21 protein-coding genes are annotated in these 20,467 nt (G+C 57.4%); 17 read left to right on the top strand and 4 right to left on the bottom strand.

Going from position 1 to position 20,467, the window contains the following annotated elements:
• Positions 1 to 12: 12 nt before the first annotated feature.
• On the bottom strand, positions 13 to 168 hold the full coding sequence (locus C772_RS16720; protein ID WP_200858838.1) for a hypothetical protein: 156 nt from the start codon (positions 166 to 168) through the stop codon (positions 13 to 15).
• Positions 169 to 266: 98 nt separating this feature from the next.
• Between C772_RS16720 and C772_RS04540 the strand changes: the two genes are divergently transcribed.
• A complete protein-coding gene (locus C772_RS04540; RefSeq protein WP_008297789.1) occupies positions 267 to 974 on the top strand; it encodes a DNA alkylation repair protein in 708 nt (235 codons plus the stop codon).
• A 50-nt stretch (positions 975 to 1,024) separates the two neighbouring features.
• On the opposite strand, the gene C772_RS04535 is transcribed toward C772_RS04540, so the two are convergent.
• The gene (locus C772_RS04535) at positions 1,025 to 1,483 is read right to left on the bottom strand and encodes a VOC family protein (RefSeq protein ID WP_008297787.1); all 459 of its coding nucleotides are present in this window, start codon (positions 1,481 to 1,483) and stop codon (positions 1,025 to 1,027) included.
• Positions 1,484 to 1,638: 155 nt separating this feature from the next.
• On the opposite strand from C772_RS04535, the gene rocF reads away from it, so the two are divergent.
• The 5 genes from rocF (at position 1,639) to C772_RS16505 (ending at position 5,157) form a co-directional block, all read left to right on the top strand.
• Entirely contained in the window at positions 1,639 to 2,544 is a 906-nt protein-coding gene (gene rocF / locus C772_RS04530) for an arginase (protein WP_008297785.1), read from the top strand.
• A gap of 219 nt (positions 2,545 to 2,763) precedes the next feature.
• A complete protein-coding gene (gene sigW, locus C772_RS04525; RefSeq protein WP_008297782.1) occupies positions 2,764 to 3,327 on the top strand; it encodes an RNA polymerase sigma factor SigW in 564 nt (187 codons plus the stop codon).
• Positions 3,328 to 3,339: 12 nt separating this feature from the next.
• A complete protein-coding gene (locus tag C772_RS04520; protein WP_008297780.1) occupies positions 3,340 to 3,984 on the top strand; it encodes an anti-sigma factor family protein in 645 nt (214 codons plus the stop codon).
• Positions 3,985 to 4,274: 290 nt separating this feature from the next.
• Positions 4,275 to 4,658, top strand: a complete 384-nt coding sequence (locus tag C772_RS04515) for a hypothetical protein (protein ID WP_008297779.1) — start codon at positions 4,275 to 4,277, stop codon at positions 4,656 to 4,658.
• Positions 4,659 to 4,746: 88 nt separating this feature from the next.
• Positions 4,747 to 5,157 (top strand): hypothetical protein, encoded by a 411-nt coding sequence (locus C772_RS16505; protein WP_008297777.1) that lies wholly within the window; start codon positions 4,747 to 4,749, stop codon positions 5,155 to 5,157.
• 171 nt (positions 5,158 to 5,328) lie between these two features.
• Here C772_RS16505 and C772_RS04505 read toward each other — a convergent pair whose 3' ends face one another.
• Positions 5,329 to 6,915 (bottom strand): SulP family inorganic anion transporter, encoded by a 1,587-nt coding sequence (locus C772_RS04505; protein ID WP_008297775.1) that lies wholly within the window; start codon positions 6,913 to 6,915, stop codon positions 5,329 to 5,331.
• A 326-nt stretch (positions 6,916 to 7,241) separates the two neighbouring features.
• Between C772_RS04505 and cdaA the strand changes: the two genes are divergently transcribed.
• The 9 genes from cdaA (at position 7,242) to C772_RS04460 (ending at position 18,443) form a co-directional block, all read left to right on the top strand.
• Complete coding sequence (cdaA, locus tag C772_RS04500; protein WP_008297773.1) at positions 7,242 to 8,078, top strand: diadenylate cyclase CdaA; 837 nt, start codon at positions 7,242 to 7,244, stop codon at positions 8,076 to 8,078.
• Entirely contained in the window at positions 8,071 to 9,462 is a 1,392-nt protein-coding gene (locus tag C772_RS04495; RefSeq protein WP_008297770.1) for a CdaR family protein, read from the top strand. Before cdaA ends, C772_RS04495 begins: the two co-directional genes overlap by 8 nt.
• Before the next feature lie 38 nt (positions 9,463 to 9,500).
• Positions 9,501 to 10,850, top strand: a complete 1,350-nt coding sequence (glmM, locus tag C772_RS04490; protein WP_035001390.1) for a phosphoglucosamine mutase — start codon at positions 9,501 to 9,503, stop codon at positions 10,848 to 10,850.
• Between the two features lie 110 nt (positions 10,851 to 10,960).
• Complete coding sequence (locus tag C772_RS04485) at positions 10,961 to 11,728, top strand: hypothetical protein (protein ID WP_008297766.1); 768 nt, start codon at positions 10,961 to 10,963, stop codon at positions 11,726 to 11,728.
• Between the two features lie 173 nt (positions 11,729 to 11,901).
• On the top strand, positions 11,902 to 12,996 hold the full coding sequence (locus C772_RS04480) for a carbohydrate kinase (protein ID WP_008297765.1): 1,095 nt from the start codon (positions 11,902 to 11,904) through the stop codon (positions 12,994 to 12,996).
• Complete coding sequence (locus tag C772_RS04475; RefSeq protein ID WP_008297763.1) at positions 12,993 to 13,910, top strand: pseudouridine-5'-phosphate glycosidase; 918 nt, start codon at positions 12,993 to 12,995, stop codon at positions 13,908 to 13,910. The genes C772_RS04480 and C772_RS04475 overlap by 4 nt, the downstream gene beginning before the upstream one ends.
• 267 nt (positions 13,911 to 14,177) lie before the next feature.
• Positions 14,178 to 14,744, top strand: coding sequence for a TetR/AcrR family transcriptional regulator (locus C772_RS04470; RefSeq protein ID WP_008297761.1), 567 nt, complete (start codon positions 14,178 to 14,180; stop codon positions 14,742 to 14,744).
• A 68-nt stretch (positions 14,745 to 14,812) separates the two neighbouring features.
• Complete coding sequence (locus tag C772_RS04465; RefSeq protein WP_008297759.1) at positions 14,813 to 17,905, top strand: MMPL family transporter; 3,093 nt, start codon at positions 14,813 to 14,815, stop codon at positions 17,903 to 17,905.
• A gap of 106 nt (positions 17,906 to 18,011) precedes the next feature.
• Entirely contained in the window at positions 18,012 to 18,443 is a 432-nt protein-coding gene (locus C772_RS04460; RefSeq protein WP_008297757.1) for a VOC family protein, read from the top strand.
• Here C772_RS04460 and C772_RS04455 read toward each other — a convergent pair.
• Entirely contained in the window at positions 18,421 to 18,846 is a 426-nt protein-coding gene (locus tag C772_RS04455) for a hypothetical protein (RefSeq protein WP_008297755.1), read from the bottom strand. The genes C772_RS04460 and C772_RS04455 overlap by 23 nt on opposite strands.
• Positions 18,847 to 18,954: 108 nt before the next feature.
• Here C772_RS04455 and C772_RS04450 point away from each other — a divergent pair, with 108 nt between their 5' ends.
• Together C772_RS04450 and C772_RS04445 are read left to right on the top strand one after the other, a co-directional pair.
• Positions 18,955 to 19,821 (top strand): nucleotidyltransferase domain-containing protein, encoded by an 867-nt coding sequence (locus C772_RS04450; RefSeq protein ID WP_008297754.1) that lies wholly within the window; start codon positions 18,955 to 18,957, stop codon positions 19,819 to 19,821.
• A gap of 13 nt (positions 19,822 to 19,834) precedes the next feature.
• Complete coding sequence (locus C772_RS04445) at positions 19,835 to 20,455, top strand: HAD family hydrolase (protein WP_008297752.1); 621 nt, start codon at positions 19,835 to 19,837, stop codon at positions 20,453 to 20,455.
• The last annotated feature ends 12 nt before the right edge of the window (positions 20,456 to 20,467 follow it).

Here is a 20,467-nt window from a genome sequence, read left to right as displayed (position 1 = left end):
GGCATGCCGGTTTCATTTCCCGGCGAGGTCATTTAATTTGGCTTCAATCCTGTCCAGCTGCTCTTTCTGTTTTCTGCGGGAGCGGCTGAACAGCACAACAGCAGCGAAGATGCCTGCTGCAACCGTCAGATAAAAAATGATGACGAAAAGGTCGCCCAGGTTTGCCAATGATCCCATCTCCTTTATCCTAATAGTTATAGCTTAACTTAGAAAAAGGACATGGAAAAGACTAGAAGAAATTAAGTGACGGAAGGAAGTCATCCATAATGGATTTTGAAACTGTCATGCAGGAGCTTGAATCCCTGGGCAAGGAACGGACGAAAAAGATGTACCTGTCCAATGGCGCGCATGAGCCGCTGTTCGGCGTAGCGACGGGTGCGATGAAGCCGATGAAGAGGGCGATCAAGATCAACCAGCCCCTGGCGGAGGAACTGTACGCGACGGGCAATTATGACGCCATGTACTTTGCAGGGGTCATCGCCGACCCGAAGGCGATGACGGAGGCCGACTTTGACCGCTGGATGGATGCGGCGTATTTCTATATGCTGTCCGACTATGTGGTGGCTGTGACCCTGTCCGAGTCGCCCCTGGCACAGGACATCGCAGACAAATGGATTGCGAGCGGCGAGGAGCTGAGGATGTCGGCGGGATGGAGCTGTTATTGCTGGCTGCTCGGCAGCCGCCCGGACCACGAGTTCTCCGAAAGCAAGCTTTCAGGGATGCTGGAGGCCGTGAAAAACAGCATCCATGATGCGCCGGAACGGACAAAGTCGGCGATGAACAACTTTGTGTATACCGTCGGGATCTCGTACAGTCCGCTCAGTGAACAGGCGGTCGAAACCGCACGGGAAGTCGGCACCGTCGAAATAAAGCGGCCCAACAAGAAAAGCAGTTTCCTGAACGCTTACGAAAACATCCAAAAAGACCTGGACAAAGGAAGGCTCGGGTTCAAACGACGATATGTACGGTGCTGAGTTCAAAAAAGCCAGGGTCAGGGGGAACAATCTTCCCCTGATCCTGGCTTTTATTTGGTGTTCCGTTTTTCCCATTCGCCCAGCGTCATCCGCTCCGTCAGCTTATTCGGGTTGTCCATCTTGCAGATGAACTCCAGGCTGTTGCCGTCCGGGTCGTTAAAATGGATCTTGGCATGGGCGTAGTCGTCCTGCGGCATCACGAACGGTTCGTCCGGACCGAATCCGAATGCCTCCCTCGGCTCATAACCCCTTTCCCTTAGCCAGCTGACGGCGCCTTTCAACCCTTCAAGTGACACCTGGAAGGCGATGTGCCGGATGGAAGGGTGATAGTCCAGCTCCACCTTGTCGGTTTGCCAAAGCCCCAGCCAGCTTTTGTCTTTTTCGATCCACAAAAAAGCCAGCCCCTCTCCGTGGGTGTGCGCAATCTCCAGCCCGAGGCCGGTATAAAACTTGAGCGAGCGTTCCAGGTCACTGACCGGCAGATGGGCTTCATACAGTCCCATGATCATCTTGGAATTTCCCCCTTATTCCATGGTGTATACGGCCATTATAACGGAACAGACTGACTCTTCCGATGAATAATTATCCTAATCTTTGTCCGGTTGAGCCATCTGCCTTTTTCGATTCATAATAGTAGCCAAGATCGGAAAAGGGGGAAGGCAGCATGAACAGTCATAAAGAAATTTCAATCATCGGGGTTCCGGCGGATTTCGGCCAGAGCCGGCGCGGGGTCGACATGGGGCCGAGCGCAATCCGCTATGCGGGCGCCGTGGAGCGCATCCAGGCATTGGGGCATATCGTAAGGGATGAAGGGGATATCCCGGTCGACATGGATGCGCCGCGCGAAGTGTCGGGCACGAACCTGAAAAACCTGAAGGCGGTCACCGAAGGGAACCGGAAACTTGCCGATCAGGTCTCGGAAACGGTCCGCGACGGGCGTTTCCCGCTTGTCCTCGGCGGCGACCACAGCATCGCGATCGGCACATTGGCCGGGCTGAACGAGCATTACAGCAACCTCGGGGTCATCTGGTACGACGCACACACCGACCTGAACACGGCGGAGACATCGCCTTCAGGGAACATCCATGGGATGCCGCTGGCCGTCGCGATGGGGCTTGGGCACGGGGACCTGACATCGATCGGAAGCGGTCCGAAGGTGAAGCCGGAAAACATCGTCGTCATCGGCGCACGCTCGATCGATCCGGGCGAGCGCGAACTCGTCAGGGAAAAGGGCATCCGGGTGTATACGATGCATGAGATCGACCGGGACGGGATGACCGCGATCATGCAGGACGCCATCCGCTATCTGGAAGAGCGCGGTGTGGACGGCGTGCATCTCTCGCTCGACCTGGACGGCCTCGATCCCCTTTATACACCGGGTGTCGGCACGCCGGTGCAGGGTGGCCTCAGCTACCGGGAAAGCCACCTGGCGATGGAGATGCTTCATTCGACCGGACGCATCACTTCGGCCGAATTTGTCGAGGTGAATCCGATCCTTGACGAGCGCAATAAAACAGCAGACGTCGCCGTCGGCCTGATGGGCTCATTGTTCGGCGAAACCTTGATTTAAAGGCGTTTTGGCCGGTTTCCGAATAAGGGGGCCGGTTTTGTGCTTTTTCAAGATTTTTAGATTTTCCTTTGATACAATGAAGTCAATAAGTGGAATTGTAGCCGTACGGCCGAAAAAAGGGTAATCTGAATTCAAACTTTTTCACGGAAAAAGTGAAACCCTTTGGTGCGCCCGTCCGTATACCAACTAGCCGCATGAAGCGGGGGGAAATCGAGAAGAATGGAAGACATCGTCAAAAAACGAATCAAGCAAGTCCTGAAGGGGGACCAGTCGGCGTTCGAAGAAATCGTTTCCCTCTATCAGAACCGGCTGTACCAAGTATGCTATCGGATGCTGGGCAATCGGCATGAAGCCGAGGATATCGCGCAGGAAGCGTTCATCAGGGCTTACATCAACCTGCACACCTTCGACCAGAAGCGGAAGTTCTCGACGTGGCTGTACCGCATCGCGACCAATCTCTGCATCGACCGGATCCGCAAGAAAAAACCGGATACGTTCCTTGACGCGCCGGTGCCGGGCACCGACGGGCTGGACCACTATTCCAGCCTCGCCCACGATTCGCCGCTGCCGGAAGAGGAAGTCGAGAAGATGGAACAGCAGGAGCGGGTCCAGTACGAGATCAGCCGCCTGCCGGACAAATACCGGTCGGCGATTGTTCTGCGTTACATCGAGGAACTGCCGCTCCAGGAGATCAGCGATATCCTCGAGCTGCCGCTGGGCACAGTGAAGACGCGCATACATAGGGGCCGAGAAGCCCTTAGGAAACAAATGAAGAAGTTGTAGGAGGGAATCGGGATGAAACCGTGTCCGGAAGAAATCGTCCAGTACATGCATGATTATCTGGACGGGGAAATCACCCGCCGGGACGAGCAGATTCTGAAAGAGCATCTCGAGAAATGTCCGGCATGCCAGGAACATATGGACCAGCTCAGCCGTTCGGTCGCCTTCCTGAAAAGTGCCTCGCATATCGAGGCGCCGGAAGGTTTCAGCAACCGCGTCATGGCTTCGCTGCCGAAGGAGCGACAGAGCGCAGGCGTGCGCCGCTGGTTCGGCCGCCATCCGATGCTTGCCGCCGCGGCCATGTTCATGCTCCTCGCCGGGCTCGCCCTTTTCTCGAATTTCAATACATCCGACCAGCAGCTGGCCGTGTCCACCCAGCCGAACCTCGTCGTCGAAGGGAACAAAGTCACCGTTCCCGAGGGCGAGACCGTCAAGGGTGACCTCGTCGTGAGGAACGGCGAACTGCATATCGAAGGAGAAGTCGAGGGTGACGTCACCGTCATCAACGGCTCCAAATACATGGCCTCCACGGCCGTCGTCACCGGCCGGATCGAAGAAATCGACCGTGCCTTCGAGTGGCTATGGTACACGATCAAGTCCGGCGTCAAAGAAGGCCTCTCCGTCTTCGAAGGACCGGATGCCGGTGATGAGGAAGAATAAGGGGAGACCCCGCTGCCGGGCGGGTGCGAGGACTGCAGGGGAAAGGGGATTTCACCTTTTCCTGCCTCAATAGAACAGGCTTGGAAGAGCGACATCTTCCAAGCCTGTTTTTTTATTGCGGTCAAGATTTTGCCGTCCAAGCAAAATGGGAATGGAGACATCTCCCAAATTGGGGAACATTCTCTGTGCGATTGACTCAAACATTGAATATGACGAGTAAAGGCGATTGTCCAAAGTTAGATTTACCCAAATGAATATATTACAGAAGCATAGGGAAAGGGGGGAAAATGATGAGTAAAGTTTGGAGAAACGATTCGTTCTTCGGAAATCGTGACCGAAAAAGATGTGATGACAGGGACCGACGCGGGAATCGTTCGTTCTTTGACAATGACGACGACCGACGCCGGAACCGTTCTGGCAGAAACGACAATGATGTAGACATTGACATTGATTTCGATAACGAAGCGCGCTCCCGTTCCCGGGCAGATGCGGACAATGACACCGATGTCCGCCTGAGCGACCGGAACACCAACAGTGCAAGAGCCCGTGTCACGAACAGCGGTAATGCCAGAGTCGATATCGATATTGACGTCGACTCCGACTCCAGGGCAAGGGTACGATCCCGTGCTGATTCCGACGCTGATTCCGACCAGGATCAGAGCATCGATTTCTAACAATACCTTTCAGGCCATGGGAGGGTACTAGTCAGCTCCTAGTACCCTCCCTGTTTTATTCTGATCAGGGCGAGGAGGGAGGATGGATATGGAGAAATCCCAGAGAGATAAGATTGTGAAGAGAGATCGATTCGAAAATAGAGATCGGGTCGAAAAAAGGGAGAAGGTTGAGAACCTATCCAAAACAGTGGTGGGCCACAGCGGAAATTCCGATGTGGATCTGACCGTCAATATTGAAATCGATACGCGATCAATCGCTTATGGCATGCTTTGCAGCCTGTATGCCAGGGGAGAGCTGTCTGATTTTGAACTGGAAAAGGGCCTTCGGAAACTTGAGGACCTAATCGAAAGGGACAGAAGGGACAGGAGAAATAAGACACGCCATTCAAATGCAGGAACAAAACCGAAGTTATTTGAATTTCCCCGTTCTGATGAAAAAAAGGACGATCACCACCGGTCTGATAGAAAAAGGGCCGGCAACAAAAGAAACTGGCTTTAAAACAGCGGCAGGCTGGTGCCGGCAGGGCCCGCGAGACCAGGCGTGGACAACGAAAGACCAGGCACACGCCCTAAGAGTCTAGGCGTAGACAACAAAAGACCAGGAACCACTGCCAGAATCCGAAACCCACTTCAAAAAATCCGCCGCCCCATTCCCGGGACGGCGAATTTTTTACTTAACCATATTTTCTGCGCCGATCTTCTCATACAGGCCGCTTTTTCTCACCAGGATCTTTTTCTCTTCGGGGATGCCCTGGATAAGGAGCCGGATTCCCTGGCGGTCGGCGAGGTCGTGGGCAAATGACAGGGCGGCGACGCCTCCGGCATCCAGTGCGGAGAGTCCCTGGAGCCGGAGCATGAGGACGTCGGCAGGCGTCTCGAGCTGTTTCTCGATCTCCCGCTCGAACTGCTGGGCGGTTCCGAAAAAGAGCGGTCCGTCGACCCGTACGGTGCGGAACACCGAACCTTTCGGAACCCCGCCATAGATATAATCGTCGGCGGTGGCCTCGCCCGGCTGCATCTTCAGCTTGCCGCTCATCTTCCTCAGGAAGACAAGGACCGCGAGAAGGAAGCCGACCTCGACGCCGACGGTCAGGTTGACGAAGACGGTCAGGAGGAACGTCACCCACAAAACGGCCGAATCTCCCGTCTTCAGGTGAGAAATCTTGATGAACGACCGCAGCCCGCTCATGTTCCATGCGACCAGCATAAGGATCGGAGCCATGCTGGCGAGCGGTACATGCGAGGCGAATGGCGCGAACAGCAGCAGGACAAGCAGGACGAACAGACTCTGGACGCCGCCGGACAGCGGGCTGACGGCCCCCGCCCGGATATTCGTCGCCGTGCGTGCGATGGCGCCGGTTGCCGGGATCCCGCCGAACAGGGGAGTGGCCATGTTGGCGATACCCTGTCCGAACAGTTCACGGTTGGAAGAAGACTTTTTGCCGCCGGCCATGTTGTCGGCGACGACCGCGGACAGCAGCGACTCGATTGCACCCAATGCCGCGATGATGAGTGCCGGCTGCCACAGCTCGAGGACCTTGCCGCCCGTGATTTCCGGCAGGCGGAACTCCGGCAACTGCTGCGGGATGCCGCCGTAGGCTGTCCCGATCGTCGGGAGCTGGCCCGGATAAAAAAGAACCGACACGACTGTCGGGATCAGAAGTGCAGCGAGAAAAAGCGGTACGCGCGGCGCGATGCGGGGCAGAATCACGATGACGGCAAGCCCGATCGCTGCCGTCAGGAAGGCATACCCGTTGAACGTGCCGATGTTGCGGAGCAGCTCCCACATGTTCTCATGGAAGAATTCCCGGCGCTCCACGCCCTCGAGGCCGAGGAAATTGCCGATCTGTCCGGTAAAGATCGTGACGGCGATTCCTGCGGTGAAGCCGATCGTCACCGCCCTCGGGACGAAATGGATCAGGTCCCCGATTTTCAGGAACGACATGATGACGAGGAACACCCCTGCCAAGAAGCCCGCGACGAGCAGGTCTTCATAACCGTACTCCAGGACGATGGCGAGCAGGATCGGAATGAACGCACCCGTGGGCCCCGCAATCTGGAAGCGGGAACCGCCGAGAAGTGCCACAAGCAGCCCGGCGATCACCGTCGTGTAGATGCCGTATTCCGGTTTGACGCCGGAAGCGATCGCAAAAGCCATGCCGAGCGGGATGGCGACGATCCCGACCGTGATGCCGGCGAGGATGTCCTTCCTTGCCGTCCGGCCATTCAGTGACTCGAAACGGCCCAAATTCCTCATGTTGATTCACACTCCATGATGTTGATGCGGACCGGGAAGTGAGAAAAAAGACCCGGTCCCCTCTACAGATGATTATAAGTCAAAATGAGGAAATAGGGTATAATGTTATAGGGAAATAGTTTTAAAGAACACATGGGCTGAATCATCAAGGTGCTTTCCGGAAGGGAGTTTGTCCGTGTTTCCGGCCCGCCCTGATTCCGTCCTGTTCCGCCCGTCTCCCGGGAACCCATTCCTGTATCCAGAAGCCTCCATTTAGCCGAGCGGTGAAGCGGGCCGATATGGTATACTATCCGATATGCAAGCGTTAAGAAAAGGCGGGGATGCCTGTGGCGTTCTTTGAGCGTTTTACGGACCTGACATGGGTGGAAGCCCTGGTGAATATCCTGGACATTCTCCTGGTCTGGTACGTTCTTTATAAACTGATTACCATCATCAAGGGCACGAAGGCCGTCCAGCTGCTGAAGGGCGTGTTCGTCGTCGTCATCGCCTGGTTCGTCACGAAACAGCTCGGCCTGACGACGATGTACTGGATCATGGAGCAGGTGCTGACGTGGGGGTTCCTCGCGGTTATCATCATCTTCCAGCCGGAGCTGCGGCGTGCGCTTGAGCAGATCGGGCGGGGGAAGCTGTTTTCCCGAAGCAGCATGGCTGAGGAAGAGGAGCGTGACCGGCTTGCCGAAGCCGTCACGAAATCGGTCGGCTATATGGCAAAGCGCCGCATCGGTGCCCTCATCTCGATCGAGCGGGAAACCGGGCTGTCGGAGTACATCGAAACCGGGATTCCGATGCATTCCAATCTGACGTCGGAGCTCCTGATCAACATCTTTATCCCGAATACGCCGCTCCATGACGGGGCGGTCATCATCCAGCAGGACCGGATCGCGGCAGCGGCCTGCTACCTGCCGCTCTCGGAAAGCCCGTTCATCTCGAAAGAGCTCGGCACGCGCCACCGTGCGGCGCTCGGCCTGAGCGAGGTGACCGATGCCATCACGATCGTCGTTTCCGAGGAGACCGGGGCGGTCAGCCTGACGCGCAACGGCGATCTTCACCGCAACCTGCCGCCTGAGGAGTTTGAGACACTGCTCCGGAAAATGTGGTTTGGTCCTGCGCCAGAACCGCAGGCCGCCTCGAAGCGGAAACGGGGAGGGAAGAAGAATGGATAAGTTCATGGACAATCCGTGGTTTATCCGCGGCATCGCCCTGTTCTTCGCCGTCCTGATGTTCCTCGTCGTCCAGTCGGATGAGGAGCAGGGAAGCCGCGCCGCAGGCGGGACGGATATCGCCGTCCTGCAGGATGTGCCGCTTGAAGTGTATTATGATGATGAAAATACGGTCGTCACGGGTGCGCCCGAGACGGTCAGCGTCACCATCGAAGGGCCGGGCAACCTCGTCCGTACGACAAGGACGCTAAAGGACTTCACGGTGTTCGTCGACCTCCGCACGCTCACGATGGGCTCGCATGAGGTCCGCGTGCACACGGAGAACCTCTCAGAAAAGCTTGAGGTCTCGATCGATCCCGAAACGGTCGATGTCGTCATCGAAGAACGGATCAGCCGGGAATTCCGGGTGGATCCGGAGATGAACGAACGGCTGCTCGCGGAAAACCACGTCATCAACTCGCTTGAGGCGGAGCCGTCGACCGTCATGGTCACAGGCGCCAAGAGCGTCATCGAGTCGATCAGCTTCGTCAAGGCGTCGGTCACGGCCGACCCGGGCGTGGACGGGCCGCTCGAGCAGCAGGCCAGCGTCCGCGTCCTTGACCGTGACCTGAATAAAATGAACGTCATCATCGAGCCGGCCGAAGTGACGGTCAAGGCGGACATTACCGAGTATTCCCGGTCGGTGCCGGTCTCGCTGCAGACATCCGGCACGCCTGAGGAAGGCGTCACCATCGACGCCGTCAACACGGCTACAGAGACCGTCAAGCTGTTCGGGCCGAGGAACGTGCTGGATGAAATCGGCGAGCTTCCCGTCGCGGTCGATGTTTCGAAAGTGACCGCCAGCGGGAAATTGACCGTGGAACTCAAGAAACCGGCAGGCGTGACCAAGGTGTCGCCGGAATCGATCGATGTGGACGTCCGTGCCACAGTCAACGACAATGACGAAGAAACGGCGGAAGCGCCGGACGAGGCGGAGGAACAGGTCGCCGAAGCCGATCAGCCTGAGGAAGAAGCCGAAACGGAAAGCCCGGCAGGCGGACCGGCCGGCAGCGGGGACACCGCCCAGAGCAATGAAAGCGGCACGGGAGACGGCGAAGCTGCCGACGAAGAGGCCTCCGGCACCCTAGACGGACTTGCAGTGGAAGTCCGGGGCCTTGAGGAAGGGCAGACCGGAGAGGTCATCCAGCCGGACGGCCCGCTCTCCCTCAAGATCCGGGGACCGAAAAACGCCGTGGACAGCGCCAAATCCGGCGATTTTACGCTATTTGTCAATGCAGGCGGCATCAGTGAAGGAGAAGCGTCACTCGTGGTGCATGTGGACGGGCCATCCGGCATCAAAGCCGAACCGGCTCCGGGACGGGTCACTGTCCGCATCGCCGCCGCCTGAACACTAACTGAACGTCAACAGTGAAGGAGAGAGTCATGATGGGAAAATACTTCGGAACAGACGGGGTGCGCGGTGTCGCCAATGAAGGCCTGACACCGGAACTCGCATTCAAGCTCGGCCGCTACGGCGGATATATCCTCACGAAACATGCATCCGGCAAGCCGCAGGTCCTGATCGGCCGCGACACACGGATCTCCGGCCATATGCTGGAAAACGCACTTGTTGCAGGACTTTTGTCGATCGGGGCGGACGTCATGCTGCTCGGCGTCATCAGCACGCCGGGCGTCGCCTACCTGACCCGCGCGATGAGCGCGGATGCGGGCGTCATGATCTCCGCATCGCACAACCCGGTTGAAGACAACGGCATCAAGTTCTTTGGCGGCGACGGATACAAGCTGAGCGACGAGCAGGAAGCGGAAATCGAGGAACTGCTGGACAAGGAAACCGACGAACTGCCCCGCCCGACCGGTGCCAGCCTCGGCACGGTTACCGATTACAAGGAGGGCGGACAGAAGTACATCCAGTACCTCAAGCAGACGGTCGATGAAGACTTCACGGGCATCCACGTCGCGCTTGACTGCGCACACGGTGCAACGTCGTCCCTTGCCACGCACCTGTTCGCCGACCTGGATGCGGACATCTCGTCGATGGGCTCCTCGCCGAATGGCCTGAACATCAATGACGGCTGCGGCTCCACCCATCCCGAAGTGCTTGCCGGCTTCGTGGAAGACAAGGGCGCCGATATCGGCCTCGCCTTCGACGGCGACGGCGACCGCCTGATCGCGGTCGACGAAAACGGCCGTGTGGTCAACGGCGACCAGATCATGTTCATTCTCGCGCGCCACCTGAAAGATGAAGGCCGCCTGAACAAGAACACGGTCGTCTCCACGATCATGAGCAACCTCGGCTTCTACAAGGCGATCGGCGAACACGGTCTGGATAGCGTCAAAACTGCCGTCGGCGACCGCTATGTCGTAGAAGAAATGAAGAAGAACGACTACAACCTCGGCGGCGAGCAGTCCGGCCACATCATCATGCTCGACTACAACACGACAGGCGACGGACTGCTGACCGCGCTCCAGCTCGTGAATGTCCTGAAGATGACCGGCCGCACGCTGTCGGACCTGGCTTCGGACGTCCAGATGTTCCCTCAGGAACTCGTCAACGTCCGCGTCACCGACAAGCATGCCGTCACGGACAATGCCAAAGTCGCCGCCGTCATCTCGGAAGTGGAGAAGGACATGGCGGGCAACGGCCGCGTCCTCGTCCGGCCTTCGGGAACCGAGCCGCTCGTGCGCGTCATGGTCGAAGCGCCGACCGAGGAGGAATCCTCCCGCTACGTCAACCGCATCGCGGAAGTTGTCCGCGCAGAAATGGGCACCGAATAATAAAGTGAAGGTCCGTCCGGAAAATTCCGGGCGGGCTTTTTGATTGCGGAGGCGGGCGGGTAAATAAGATGGTAAAGAAGGGAGAACTTCCCGGGAAGGAGCGGATACAGATGGCGCGGTTTAGCTGGCTTCTATTCCCCGCGGCACTGTTGCTGATATTCGGGGCGTGCGGGCCGTCGGACGTGGAGGAACCGGAAGCCGGTGAGGAGCAGGCGAAAGCCGGGAATAACGGGCAGAACGATTCCGAGAGGGTGAAGCAGGATGTCCTGGCGGACGTGTGGGAGACTGTCATGCAGGATTCGGATGCGGAACCGAAGCTCCCGCGCGATCTGGAGACCGGCGACCGTTACCTGACCGCCAGGGTGACCGCGAACGCCGACGGGTATGAAGTGTTTTATTACCTGATGGAGGAGCCGGTTCCGGTGAATGCCCCGGAACTGGAGGAGGAAGCCCCTTATCTCACAGCGGGCGCCATTGTCTATGATTCTGCGGAGGGCGCGCGGGCCGGCGTCAACTATGAACCGGAAATGGAGACGGGACAGCCGTCGGACCTCGGCCAAGGCATCACCGGCTACATGGATAGTGGCGCGGGAAGCGCGCGCATCGTCTGGCATGAAGAAAACTGGTCGTTCCTGGTGCACCGGAGGAACGGTGAAGGCGCCGGCGAAGAAATCACCGGGCAGGCACGCACCATTGCCGGGAAGCTCAGGTATCTTCATCTTCCCTCAACGGAGGAAGTCGGCGCCGGCACATTCGATATGAGCGGTTACGGTTCGGCGGCGAACACACTCCAGTGGCAGGCGGAACATGTCGTATATTCCGTACACTTCAGCGATCCGCTTGAGCTGATCGATATCGTGGCCAAGATGAATGAATAGGGAGAAACCGTCCGGTTACATGAGCCGGACGGTTTTTTCATGAAGAGTCGGGGAAAGATAAAAAAGAATGTGAATGCTCTCTTTAAACATTTGTATAAAATATAAACACTTGACGATAACTCAATCAAAAGTTTATAATCAAAACAAATGTTAGCGGGAAGGAGTGCCGGAGGATGAATGAAAAAGAAGCAGCCATCGTCGAGCTGATCCGGCGGAATCCGTACCTCTCCCAGCAGGAGATGGCGGAATCGCTTGGCATCTCCAGGCCTGCACTGGCGAACCTGATTTCCGGGCTCATGCGGCGCGGGATCATTCGGGGGCGGGCATACATCCTCGCCGAGGAAAACCGGGTTGTCGCTATCGGCGGGGCGAATGTCGACCGGAAGTTCCACCTGAAGGCATCCGCCCAGGCAGGAACATCCAACCCGTCGACGGTGAGTTCGTCTGTCGGCGGCGTCGCGAGAAACGTCGCGGAGAACATCGGACGCCTCGGCCATCCGGTGAGTCTTCTGACGGTCGCGGGCAATGATGCCGACTGGCAGCGCATCGAGCAGGCGACGGCCCCCCACGTGGAACTGTCGCATGCCGCGCTTCTGCCGGGACGGACGACGGGCTCGTATTCCGCCGTCCTGAATCCGGACGGCGAGATGGCCATCGCGCTCGCGGATATGGACGTGTATGACGACCTTTCTCCGGATTACATCGATGCGCACGCGCCGGTGATCCAGGGAGCGGCGCTCGCAGTGATTGACCTGAACTGCCCGAAGGAGACGGTCAGCCATGTGCAGGAACTGTCCCGCCAGAGCGGCACGGAATTGGCGGTCGTCCCGGTGTCCTCTCCGAAGATGGACAGGATGCCGGATGATCTCGATGGCATCACCTGGCTGATCTGCAACCGGGATGAAACGGAAACCTTTACCGGCATTCCGGTGGAAGACGAGTCTTCCTGGAAAGAAGCGGTCCGGTTCCTATTGAAAAAAGGGGTCCAAAATGCGGTCGTGACGGCCGGTGCAAAGGGCGTCATGGCGGGGAACGCGGATGGGATCCGCCACTTCCCTGCAATCAGCGAAGTCCGCGTGGAAGATGTGACCGGTGCGGGCGATGCGTTCGTCTCCGGCTTGCTCCACGGGCATCTGTCCGGACTCGGCTTTGATGAAAAAATCCGCTGCGGACTCGTGAACGCAGCGAAAACACTGGCTTCGGACGCAACCGTGCGCCCGGAACTCTCGGCACAACAACTTAAATCTGAAATGGAGGAACTCCGATGAAACAATATCTCGAATTTTCCAAGGAAGTCCAAGAAGCGATTGAAGCAGGCAAGCCGATTGTGGCGCTTGAGTCGACGATCATCTCCCACGGCATGCCGTATCCCCAGAACGTACAGACTGCCCGTGAAGTCGAGCAGATCGTCCGAGATGGCGGCGCGGTCCCTGCGACAATGGCACTGATCGACGGCAAGATCAAGATCGGCCTGTCCGATGACGAGCTTGAAATGTTCGGCAACGCGGACAACGTCGCAAAAGCATCCCGCCGTGACATTGGGTACCTGCTTGCAACGAAGCAGCTCGGCGCGACAACGGTCGCAGCCACAATGATCTGCGCGGACCTTGCCGGCATCCGGGTGTTTGTCACAGGCGGCATCGGCGGCGTGCACCGCGGCGCGGAAACAACGATGGACATCTCCGCGGACCTCGACGAACTCGGCAAGACGAATGTCGCCGTCGTCTGCGCGGGCGCGAAGTCGATCCTCGACATCGGCCTTACACTCGAGTACCTGGAGACAAAAGGCGTTCCTGTCGTCGGTTACGGCACAGATGAGCTCCCGGCGTTCTTCACACGCAAGAGCGGCTTCCCGCTCAGCATCAGCACGGACAGCGCGGAAGACGTTGCCGGCATGCTGAAGGCGAAGTGGGACCTTGGCCTCGAAGGCGGCGCGGTCATCGCGAACCCGATTCCGGAAGAGGACGAGCTCGACCCGGCCTTCATCAACGGCATCATCGAAAATGCCCTGAAGGAAGCGGAGGAAAACGGCATCTCCGGCAAGGAAACCACACCGTTCCTGCTGGGCAAAGTCAAGGACCTCACAGAAGGCAAGAGCCTGGTCGCCAACATCGCGCTTGTGAAGCACAACGCAAAAGTCGGCACGCAGATTGCGGTTGCCTACAACGAACTGAACAACTGATTGAGAAAAGCCGTCCAAGATGGGCGGCTTTTTCTGATGGATCGATGAAGCCGGTGCTTCCCAAAGATGGGCGAGTGCCCTCATTACTAGGCGGAGTGCTTCCTGAAATCAGATGAGTGCTCCTGAACCGGTGCTGAGTGCTTTCGGATGTATCATAATAGACATCACTCAATAGATCTTCCTCCTTGCAATCCGGATGATGCGGATTATAATAATGGAATGAACGTTCATTCCGGATTTGCCTCCGGGAGAACAGGAGGGGTCTTAGTGGCAGAGAACAAGCATGAAAACATCCTGAGGGCTGCGCAGAAGCTGTTTGCCGAGCGCGGGTATGATGGGACGACGGTGCCGATGATCGCGGAAGAGGCGAAGGTCGGCGCGGGGACGATCTACCGGTATTTTGAGAACAAGCAGAAGCTCGTAAATGAGCTGTTTCGCGGATCCGTGGCACAGTTTGCGGCCACGCTCCGGGACGGTTTTCCTGAACATAAGGATTTCAGGGATAAATTCCGTCATGTGTTTTACCGGCTGGTCCGCTATTCCCGCGAGCAGCCGGAAGCCTTCCGGTTCATCAATGCGACGGTGAACGCCTATTTCCTTGATGAACAGAGCAAGTCGGATTTTGAAGGCTTCATGGATTTTATCGAGCGCCATCTTGATGAGGGCAAGGAAGCGGGACTGTTGCGCGATCTGCCGGCCCAGGCCTTTATCGCGATTGTTTACGGGACGATCTTCCATCTTTCCCGGATGTTCGAAGACGGGACGCTTGAACCGGCAGACGAACTGCTGGCCGGCATCGAGAAAAGCTGCTGGGACGCCGTCAGCGCAGTCTGACGGTACGCCCCGGACCAAACGGAATGAACATTCATTCCTCATGCAGAGACAAGATGAAAGGTGATCCAATGATGAAATCTAAGACAGCAAGAATCACGGCACTCATTCTCTGGCTGGCGGCCACGGTGCTGGCAGTCGTCACGATGCCGGACATGGAACAGCTGGTCCGGGAAAAGGGACAGGTCACGATCCCCGATTCGTTCCAGAGTGTCGTTGCGGACGAGATGGCGAAAGACCTGAGCGGGGAGGGGGACCGGTATGAGCTGATCGCCGTCTTTAACAGCGGCAATAGTGAGGCGCTGACCGAAAGCCAGAAAGAAGAGATCCGGTCGGTCATTGAAGGACTGGAATCGGACCGGGGAAAACTCGGTATCACGGATCTTCTGACACCGTTTGACAGCGAGCAGGCGGAAGCACAGCTTGCATCCGAAGACGGAACGACCTACCTGACCCAGATTTCTGTCGACCAGGCACAGGGTGAGCTGAAGGACGTCCGGAAAGACATCCGGGAAGCGGTTCAGGCGGACGGCATCGACACGTACCTGACCGGGGCCGGTCTCATCTCCGATGACTTCTCGAGCTCGACGCAGGACGGCGTGAAAAAGACCGAGCTGATCGCGGTCGTCTTTATCGTGCTGATCCTGATCGCGGTGTTCCGCTCCCCGGTCGTGCCGTTTATCTCGCTGCTCGGAGTCGGGGTGTCGTACCTCGTCTCGCTCGGCGTCGTCACACAGATGGTCGATAAGTTGGACTTCCCGTTTTCGAACTTCACGCAGGTGTTCCTCGTCGTCATTCTGTTCGGGATCGGGACCGACTATAACATCCTGCTGTTCACACGCTTCAAGGAAGAGCTGAGCCGCCAGGAAAGCAAGGTCTCAGCCGTTCTTGAAACGTACCGGACCGCAGGGAAGACCGTGCTTTACAGTGGCATCGCAGTCATGATCGGTGTGGCGGTGCTCGCGCTCGCCGAGTTCTCGCTGTATCAGTCGACGTCCGCGATCGGCATCGGCGTCCTTGTGCTGCTGCTAGTTCTCATGACACTGAATCCGTTCTTCATGGCGCTGCTCGGCCGCAAGATGTTCTGGCCGTCGAAGAAGTTCGAGGGACACGGCGACAGCAAACTCTGGCACTTTCTGTCCAGACAGTCGGTGCTCCGGCCGTTTCTCGCGCTGCTGTTCACGCTCTCAGTCTGCGTGCCGTTCATCCTCCTGCATGACGGGACGCTGAACTACAACGACCTTTACGAAGTGGACGACAAATACGAGTCCAAGCAGGGCATCAACGTGATCGAAAAGCACTTTGAACCGGGCTTTTCTTCTCCTGCGACTGTGATGATCCAGACGGACGAACCGATGGATTCACAGGAAGCACTCAAGACATTGGATGAGCTGGCAGGCAAACTCGGCAAGGTCGACGGGGTCTCCAAGGTGCTGTCCCCGACCCGTCCGGCAGGCGAACGCATCGGGGAACTTTATATCGATGACCAGTCGAGGACCTTGAATAGCGGGCTCGGGGATGCGAAAACGGGCGTCGAGGAAATCCGCGGTGGTCTCACGGATGCGGAAGGGCAGGTCGGCAGCGGAAGCAGCACCGACCTCTCCAATGTCCAGCGCCTGATTGACGGCACCGGCGAACTGAAAAGGGGCGCGGCTTCCCTTCAGGACGCGCTCGGCCAGGTGACGTCCGGCATGCAGGACGGGGCGGCTGGTGCCGGCGACATCCGGAAGGGCCTCTCATCGGTCAATGAAAACGTGCAGACCCTACAAAATGGGGTCGCAGAACTTCAAGACGGCTATACGGCGATTGAATCGGGCCTCGGCTCGTTCACACAGTACTTTAATGGCATCCGCGAAGCGGTGGCCGGTGCACAGGGAGCGTTCGGCCAGATCGAGGCTTCGCTCAACGCACTGATCGAAAGCAATCCTGACATGGCGCAGGATCCAAATGTCCAGCAGGCACTCGGAACGGCCAAAGCGGCTCAGGAACAGCTCAGCGGACTGATTGCGCAACTGGACGAGATGACGCCGCAGTATGAGGGCGCACTTGCCAAGTTCCGCGAAGCGAATGCCTCGCTTCAGTCCGTGGAAGACGGCCTTGCCGCCCTGCAGACAGGGGTCGGCCAGCTTCAGTCAGGCGCTTCCGAACTGGAGTCGGGCCTTAGTGATGGGGCAGCCGGCGCCGGTCGGATCCAGCAGGAATCCGGCGGGCTCTCGACCGGTCTGGATACGGTCAATGACGGACAGCGGCAGCTGCTGGCCGGGCTCTCCGACCTCCAGGAAAAGATGGGGCAGCTTCAGTCCGGACTCGCGGCGAGTACGGAAGGTCTCGGCCAGGTCAGCGAAGGGCTGGAAGAGGCCCAGAGCTACCTCGGCGGCCTGAGCGACTCGGAAGCTTCCGGCGCGTTCTTTGTTCCGGAAGACGTCCTGGAAGGCGAGGACTTCCAGCAGGCGCTCGACATGTACATGTCGCCTGACCGCAAGACTGCCCAGATGACGGTCATCCTCGAGGTCAACCCGTTCTCAGCTGAAGCGATGGATGTCGTCCAGGTGGTCCGTGACCAGGCACAATCCGCAGTGAAGGGAACGGAACTCGCGGATGCGGACATGGCCGTCGGCGGCAAGTCTTCGCAGAACGCGGACCTTCAGGAGATGTCGGCCGGCGATTTTAGCCGGACGGCGGCCATTATGCTGATCGGCATCGCGATCGTGCTGATCTTTATCACGCGCTCCGTCCTCCAGCCGGTTTTCATCATCATCTCGCTGATCCTGTCGTACGCTGCGGCGCTCGGCGCCACCGAAATGCTGAGCAGCTGGTTCCTCGGCATGAGCGAGCTTGGCTGGAACGTGCCGTTCTTTAGCTTCATCATGATCGTCGCATTGGGTGTCGACTATAGCATCTTCCTCATGATGCGCTATAAGGAAACCGACGGCGATCCGATGATTGCGATCATCGACGCCGCCCGACACATCGGCAGCGTCGTCATTTCGGCCGCGATCATCCTTGGCGGCACGTTTGCCGCACTGATCCCGTCCGGCATCCTGACACTGATCCAGGTCGCGATTGTCGTTATTGTCGGACTTGTCCTCCTGTCGTTTGTCATGATGCCGATTCTGCTTCCGGCACTGATTGCGCTGTCAAACAGGACGAAAGCAGAGAATTGATCAAGAAAGCCTCCGAACCGATCATGGTTTGGAGGCTTTTGCTGTCTGGAGGAGAACCGGAAGGGGAAAGAGAATGTTACTAAACAAGGTTCAAGGGGGGATGCACATGAGCGGAAAGTTAATGAGAGTCGGGACGGTGTACGTTCCGGTGACGGATGTGGAACGTTCGGCCAGGTGGTATGCGGATCAGTTAGATGCGGAAATCAGCTACCGGGATGAAGACAAAGCGATCGCCAACCTTGCGGGCCAAAGTTTCTTTCTCGTGAAAGCGGCGGAAGGCGAGCGGTCGAATTTCATCGATGTTCATGGCGAGGAGCGGTTTTCGCTGACCTTCGAAGTGGACGGACTGGATGCGCTCCAATCTGTCCATGCAGAATTTAAGGCTAAAGGGATCCGCGTCGGTGAAATCGAGAACAGGGGACACGCGGGCCGGAATTTCGTGTTTGCCGATCCGGACGGCAACCGTTTTGACGTATGGAGCGAACTGAGTCCGGCTTATAAAGAACTCATTAGAACTAAGTCCAAATCCAACGCTTGATGAGGCTGCCGACCACCCAGCCGAATACAGCGTGGCCGAGCGTCCACCAGACCCAGGCCTCGCCGTCCGAGAAGTCAGGCGGCTGATCGGACAATGCGGTCAGCGAAAACAGCAGCCCGCCGCCGATGGAATAGACCGCGACATACGGCAGTATCTGCTTTTCCATACCGAACGGCCTAAGCATGTAATACAGCACGACAGCGCTCACGATGCAGGTGAGGTTATGGAACATGAACCCGACCAGCCAGACAGGCTCCCAAGTGTTCACGACCGGTATGTAGTCAAAGTTGAACAAAAGCACATAGGCTGGGCTCCCGGTCACCCATTGGACCACCTTCATGACCGCGATCAGCACCAAACCCGCGATAAAACCGATGAGCGCAAGTTTCCCGATGAGTTTCATTGTCTGCCACCCCGGAATCCTAAGAATAGTTTTCTATTCCCGGGCCAGGGCCGGACAAACAGAATCGGAATGTAAAGTGAGAGTCAATCAGGAAGGGAGTTGGGGAGGATGGACCACCAGACGGAATGGAGACTGGAAGCCGCCCGAACGCTTACAGAGAAACTGAAAGATAAGACCGGCATCCGGGCAGTCATGGTCGGGGGATCCGCGGCGCGGGGCTATGCGGATGTGTATTCGGACCTGGAACTGATCGCCTACTGGGATCGCCCGCCTGGCACGGAAGAAAAACGGGCCATTGCCGGGGGGCTGGGTGCGGTCCGCCGGTATCCGAAAATCGACCACGGCCATGAGAGCGCCCTCGAGATTGAAGGATTTCCGGTGGACCTGTGGCATAAGTCTGTATCGGAGGAAGAGGGCGTCCTGGACAGGGTGCTCAATGGCTTCAGCACTGAACTCGGAGACAACAATGTAGTCGACACGGTGCACACCGGCATCCCGCTTTACGGGGAGGAGCTGGTTCAGAGTTGGCAGACACGGACAGAAGAGTACCCGGACGAACTGGCCCGCAGCTTCCTGGACGGCTACCTGCCGCATTTCCACCTGCGCCAGCTCGACTTTGCGGCCCGCCGCAATAACCCGGCGGCTCTCTATAATATCCTCAGCAATATCCAGTCCAGCCTCTTCATCGTCCTGCTCGCGCTGAACGGCTCCTACTTCCCGACCTATAAGTGGATGTTCAAGCGGCTTCACGAGTTGCCGGCCAAGCCGGAAAACCTGGAGTGGCGGCTCAGGGAGATGTATAAGGAGTCCCCGACAAAGGCGGCTGCTAGACTGCGGGAAGTGCTCGAAGAAACGCTGCAGCTAGTGAAGGACCGGTACCCGGACCTCGACACCGAGTTTGCCAGGTACGGCATTGACCAGCCGCTGCCGGAACGTTTTTCTGACAGTCCGTTTAAACCGGATCAACATGGATAAGGAGAGGGTTCAAGTGTACAAGACCATCATTTTCGACGTTGATGGAACACTGATTGATACGGAAAAGGCCGTCCTGGGTTCGCTTCAGAAAATGCTGAAGGAAGATTACGGCAAACAGATGCCCCTGGAGGAGTTGACGTTTGTTCTCGGAATCCCGGGCTCCAGTTCACTGCCCCAACTGGGGATCGGGGATATCAATCATGCGAACGAGCGCTGGAATCATTTCATGAAAGATTTCTTTCAGGAAATTAAAGTGTTTGACGGCATGAAGGAAGTACTGGGGACCTTGGAGGACAGAGACCTGGTCCTGGGCATCGTAACATCAAAAACGAACCAGGAAATCATAGATGACTTCGAGCCGTTCGGACTTTCGGGTTTTATGACGCACACCGTTTCTGCGGACGACACCGAAAAACACAAACCCAACCCGGATCCTTTATTGAAGTTTCTTGAGATTTCAGGCGCTGATCCGAAAACCGCAATCTACATAGGGGACACGGTCTACGATTATGAATGCGCAAGAGATGCGGGAATCGACTTTGGATTGGCCCTTTGGGGCTGCAAGAATCCGGAGGGGATTTCCGCGACATACAACTTTGAGAAACCCCGGGATATCATTCGCATACTTGGATAAGAGGACTCTTTA

The sequence above is a fragment of the Bhargavaea cecembensis DSE10 genome (assembly GCF_000348905.1).
In the GTDB taxonomy this organism is placed as follows: domain Bacteria; phylum Bacillota; class Bacilli; order Bacillales_A; family Planococcaceae; genus Bhargavaea; species Bhargavaea cecembensis.
Note: the sequence above shows the minus strand (reverse complement) of the source record. Positions and strands in the feature narration are given on the sequence as shown.

Bases quoted from the DNA above. Each gene is read 5' to 3' on its own strand.
- C772_RS04540 (WP_008297789.1), top strand. From the start codon at position 267: ATGGATTTTGAAACTGTCATGCAGGAGCTTGAATCCCTGGGCAAGGAA.
- C772_RS04535 (WP_008297787.1), bottom strand. From the start codon at position 1,483: ATGATCATGGGACTGTATGAAGCCCATCTGCCGGTCAGTGACCTGGAA.
- rocF (WP_008297785.1), top strand. From the start codon at position 1,639: ATGAACAGTCATAAAGAAATTTCAATCATCGGGGTTCCGGCGGATTTC.
- sigW (WP_008297782.1), top strand. From the start codon at position 2,764: ATGGAAGACATCGTCAAAAAACGAATCAAGCAAGTCCTGAAGGGGGAC.
- C772_RS04520 (WP_008297780.1), top strand. From the start codon at position 3,340: ATGAAACCGTGTCCGGAAGAAATCGTCCAGTACATGCATGATTATCTG.
- C772_RS04515 (WP_008297779.1), top strand. From the start codon at position 4,275: ATGAGTAAAGTTTGGAGAAACGATTCGTTCTTCGGAAATCGTGACCGA.
- C772_RS16505 (WP_008297777.1), top strand. From the start codon at position 4,747: ATGGAGAAATCCCAGAGAGATAAGATTGTGAAGAGAGATCGATTCGAA.
- C772_RS04505 (WP_008297775.1), bottom strand. From the start codon at position 6,915: ATGAGGAATTTGGGCCGTTTCGAGTCACTGAATGGCCGGACGGCAAGG.
- C772_RS04495 (WP_008297770.1), top strand. From the start codon at position 8,071: ATGGATAAGTTCATGGACAATCCGTGGTTTATCCGCGGCATCGCCCTG.
- glmM (WP_035001390.1), top strand. From the start codon at position 9,501: ATGGGAAAATACTTCGGAACAGACGGGGTGCGCGGTGTCGCCAATGAA.
- C772_RS04485 (WP_008297766.1), top strand. From the start codon at position 10,961: ATGGCGCGGTTTAGCTGGCTTCTATTCCCCGCGGCACTGTTGCTGATA.
- C772_RS04480 (WP_008297765.1), top strand. From the start codon at position 11,902: ATGAATGAAAAAGAAGCAGCCATCGTCGAGCTGATCCGGCGGAATCCG.
- C772_RS04475 (WP_008297763.1), top strand. From the start codon at position 12,993: ATGAAACAATATCTCGAATTTTCCAAGGAAGTCCAAGAAGCGATTGAA.
- C772_RS04465 (WP_008297759.1), top strand. From the start codon at position 14,813: ATGATGAAATCTAAGACAGCAAGAATCACGGCACTCATTCTCTGGCTG.
- C772_RS04460 (WP_008297757.1), top strand. From the start codon at position 18,012: ATGAGCGGAAAGTTAATGAGAGTCGGGACGGTGTACGTTCCGGTGACG.
- C772_RS04455 (WP_008297755.1), bottom strand. From the start codon at position 18,846: ATGAAACTCATCGGGAAACTTGCGCTCATCGGTTTTATCGCGGGTTTG.
- C772_RS04450 (WP_008297754.1), top strand. From the start codon at position 18,955: ATGGACCACCAGACGGAATGGAGACTGGAAGCCGCCCGAACGCTTACA.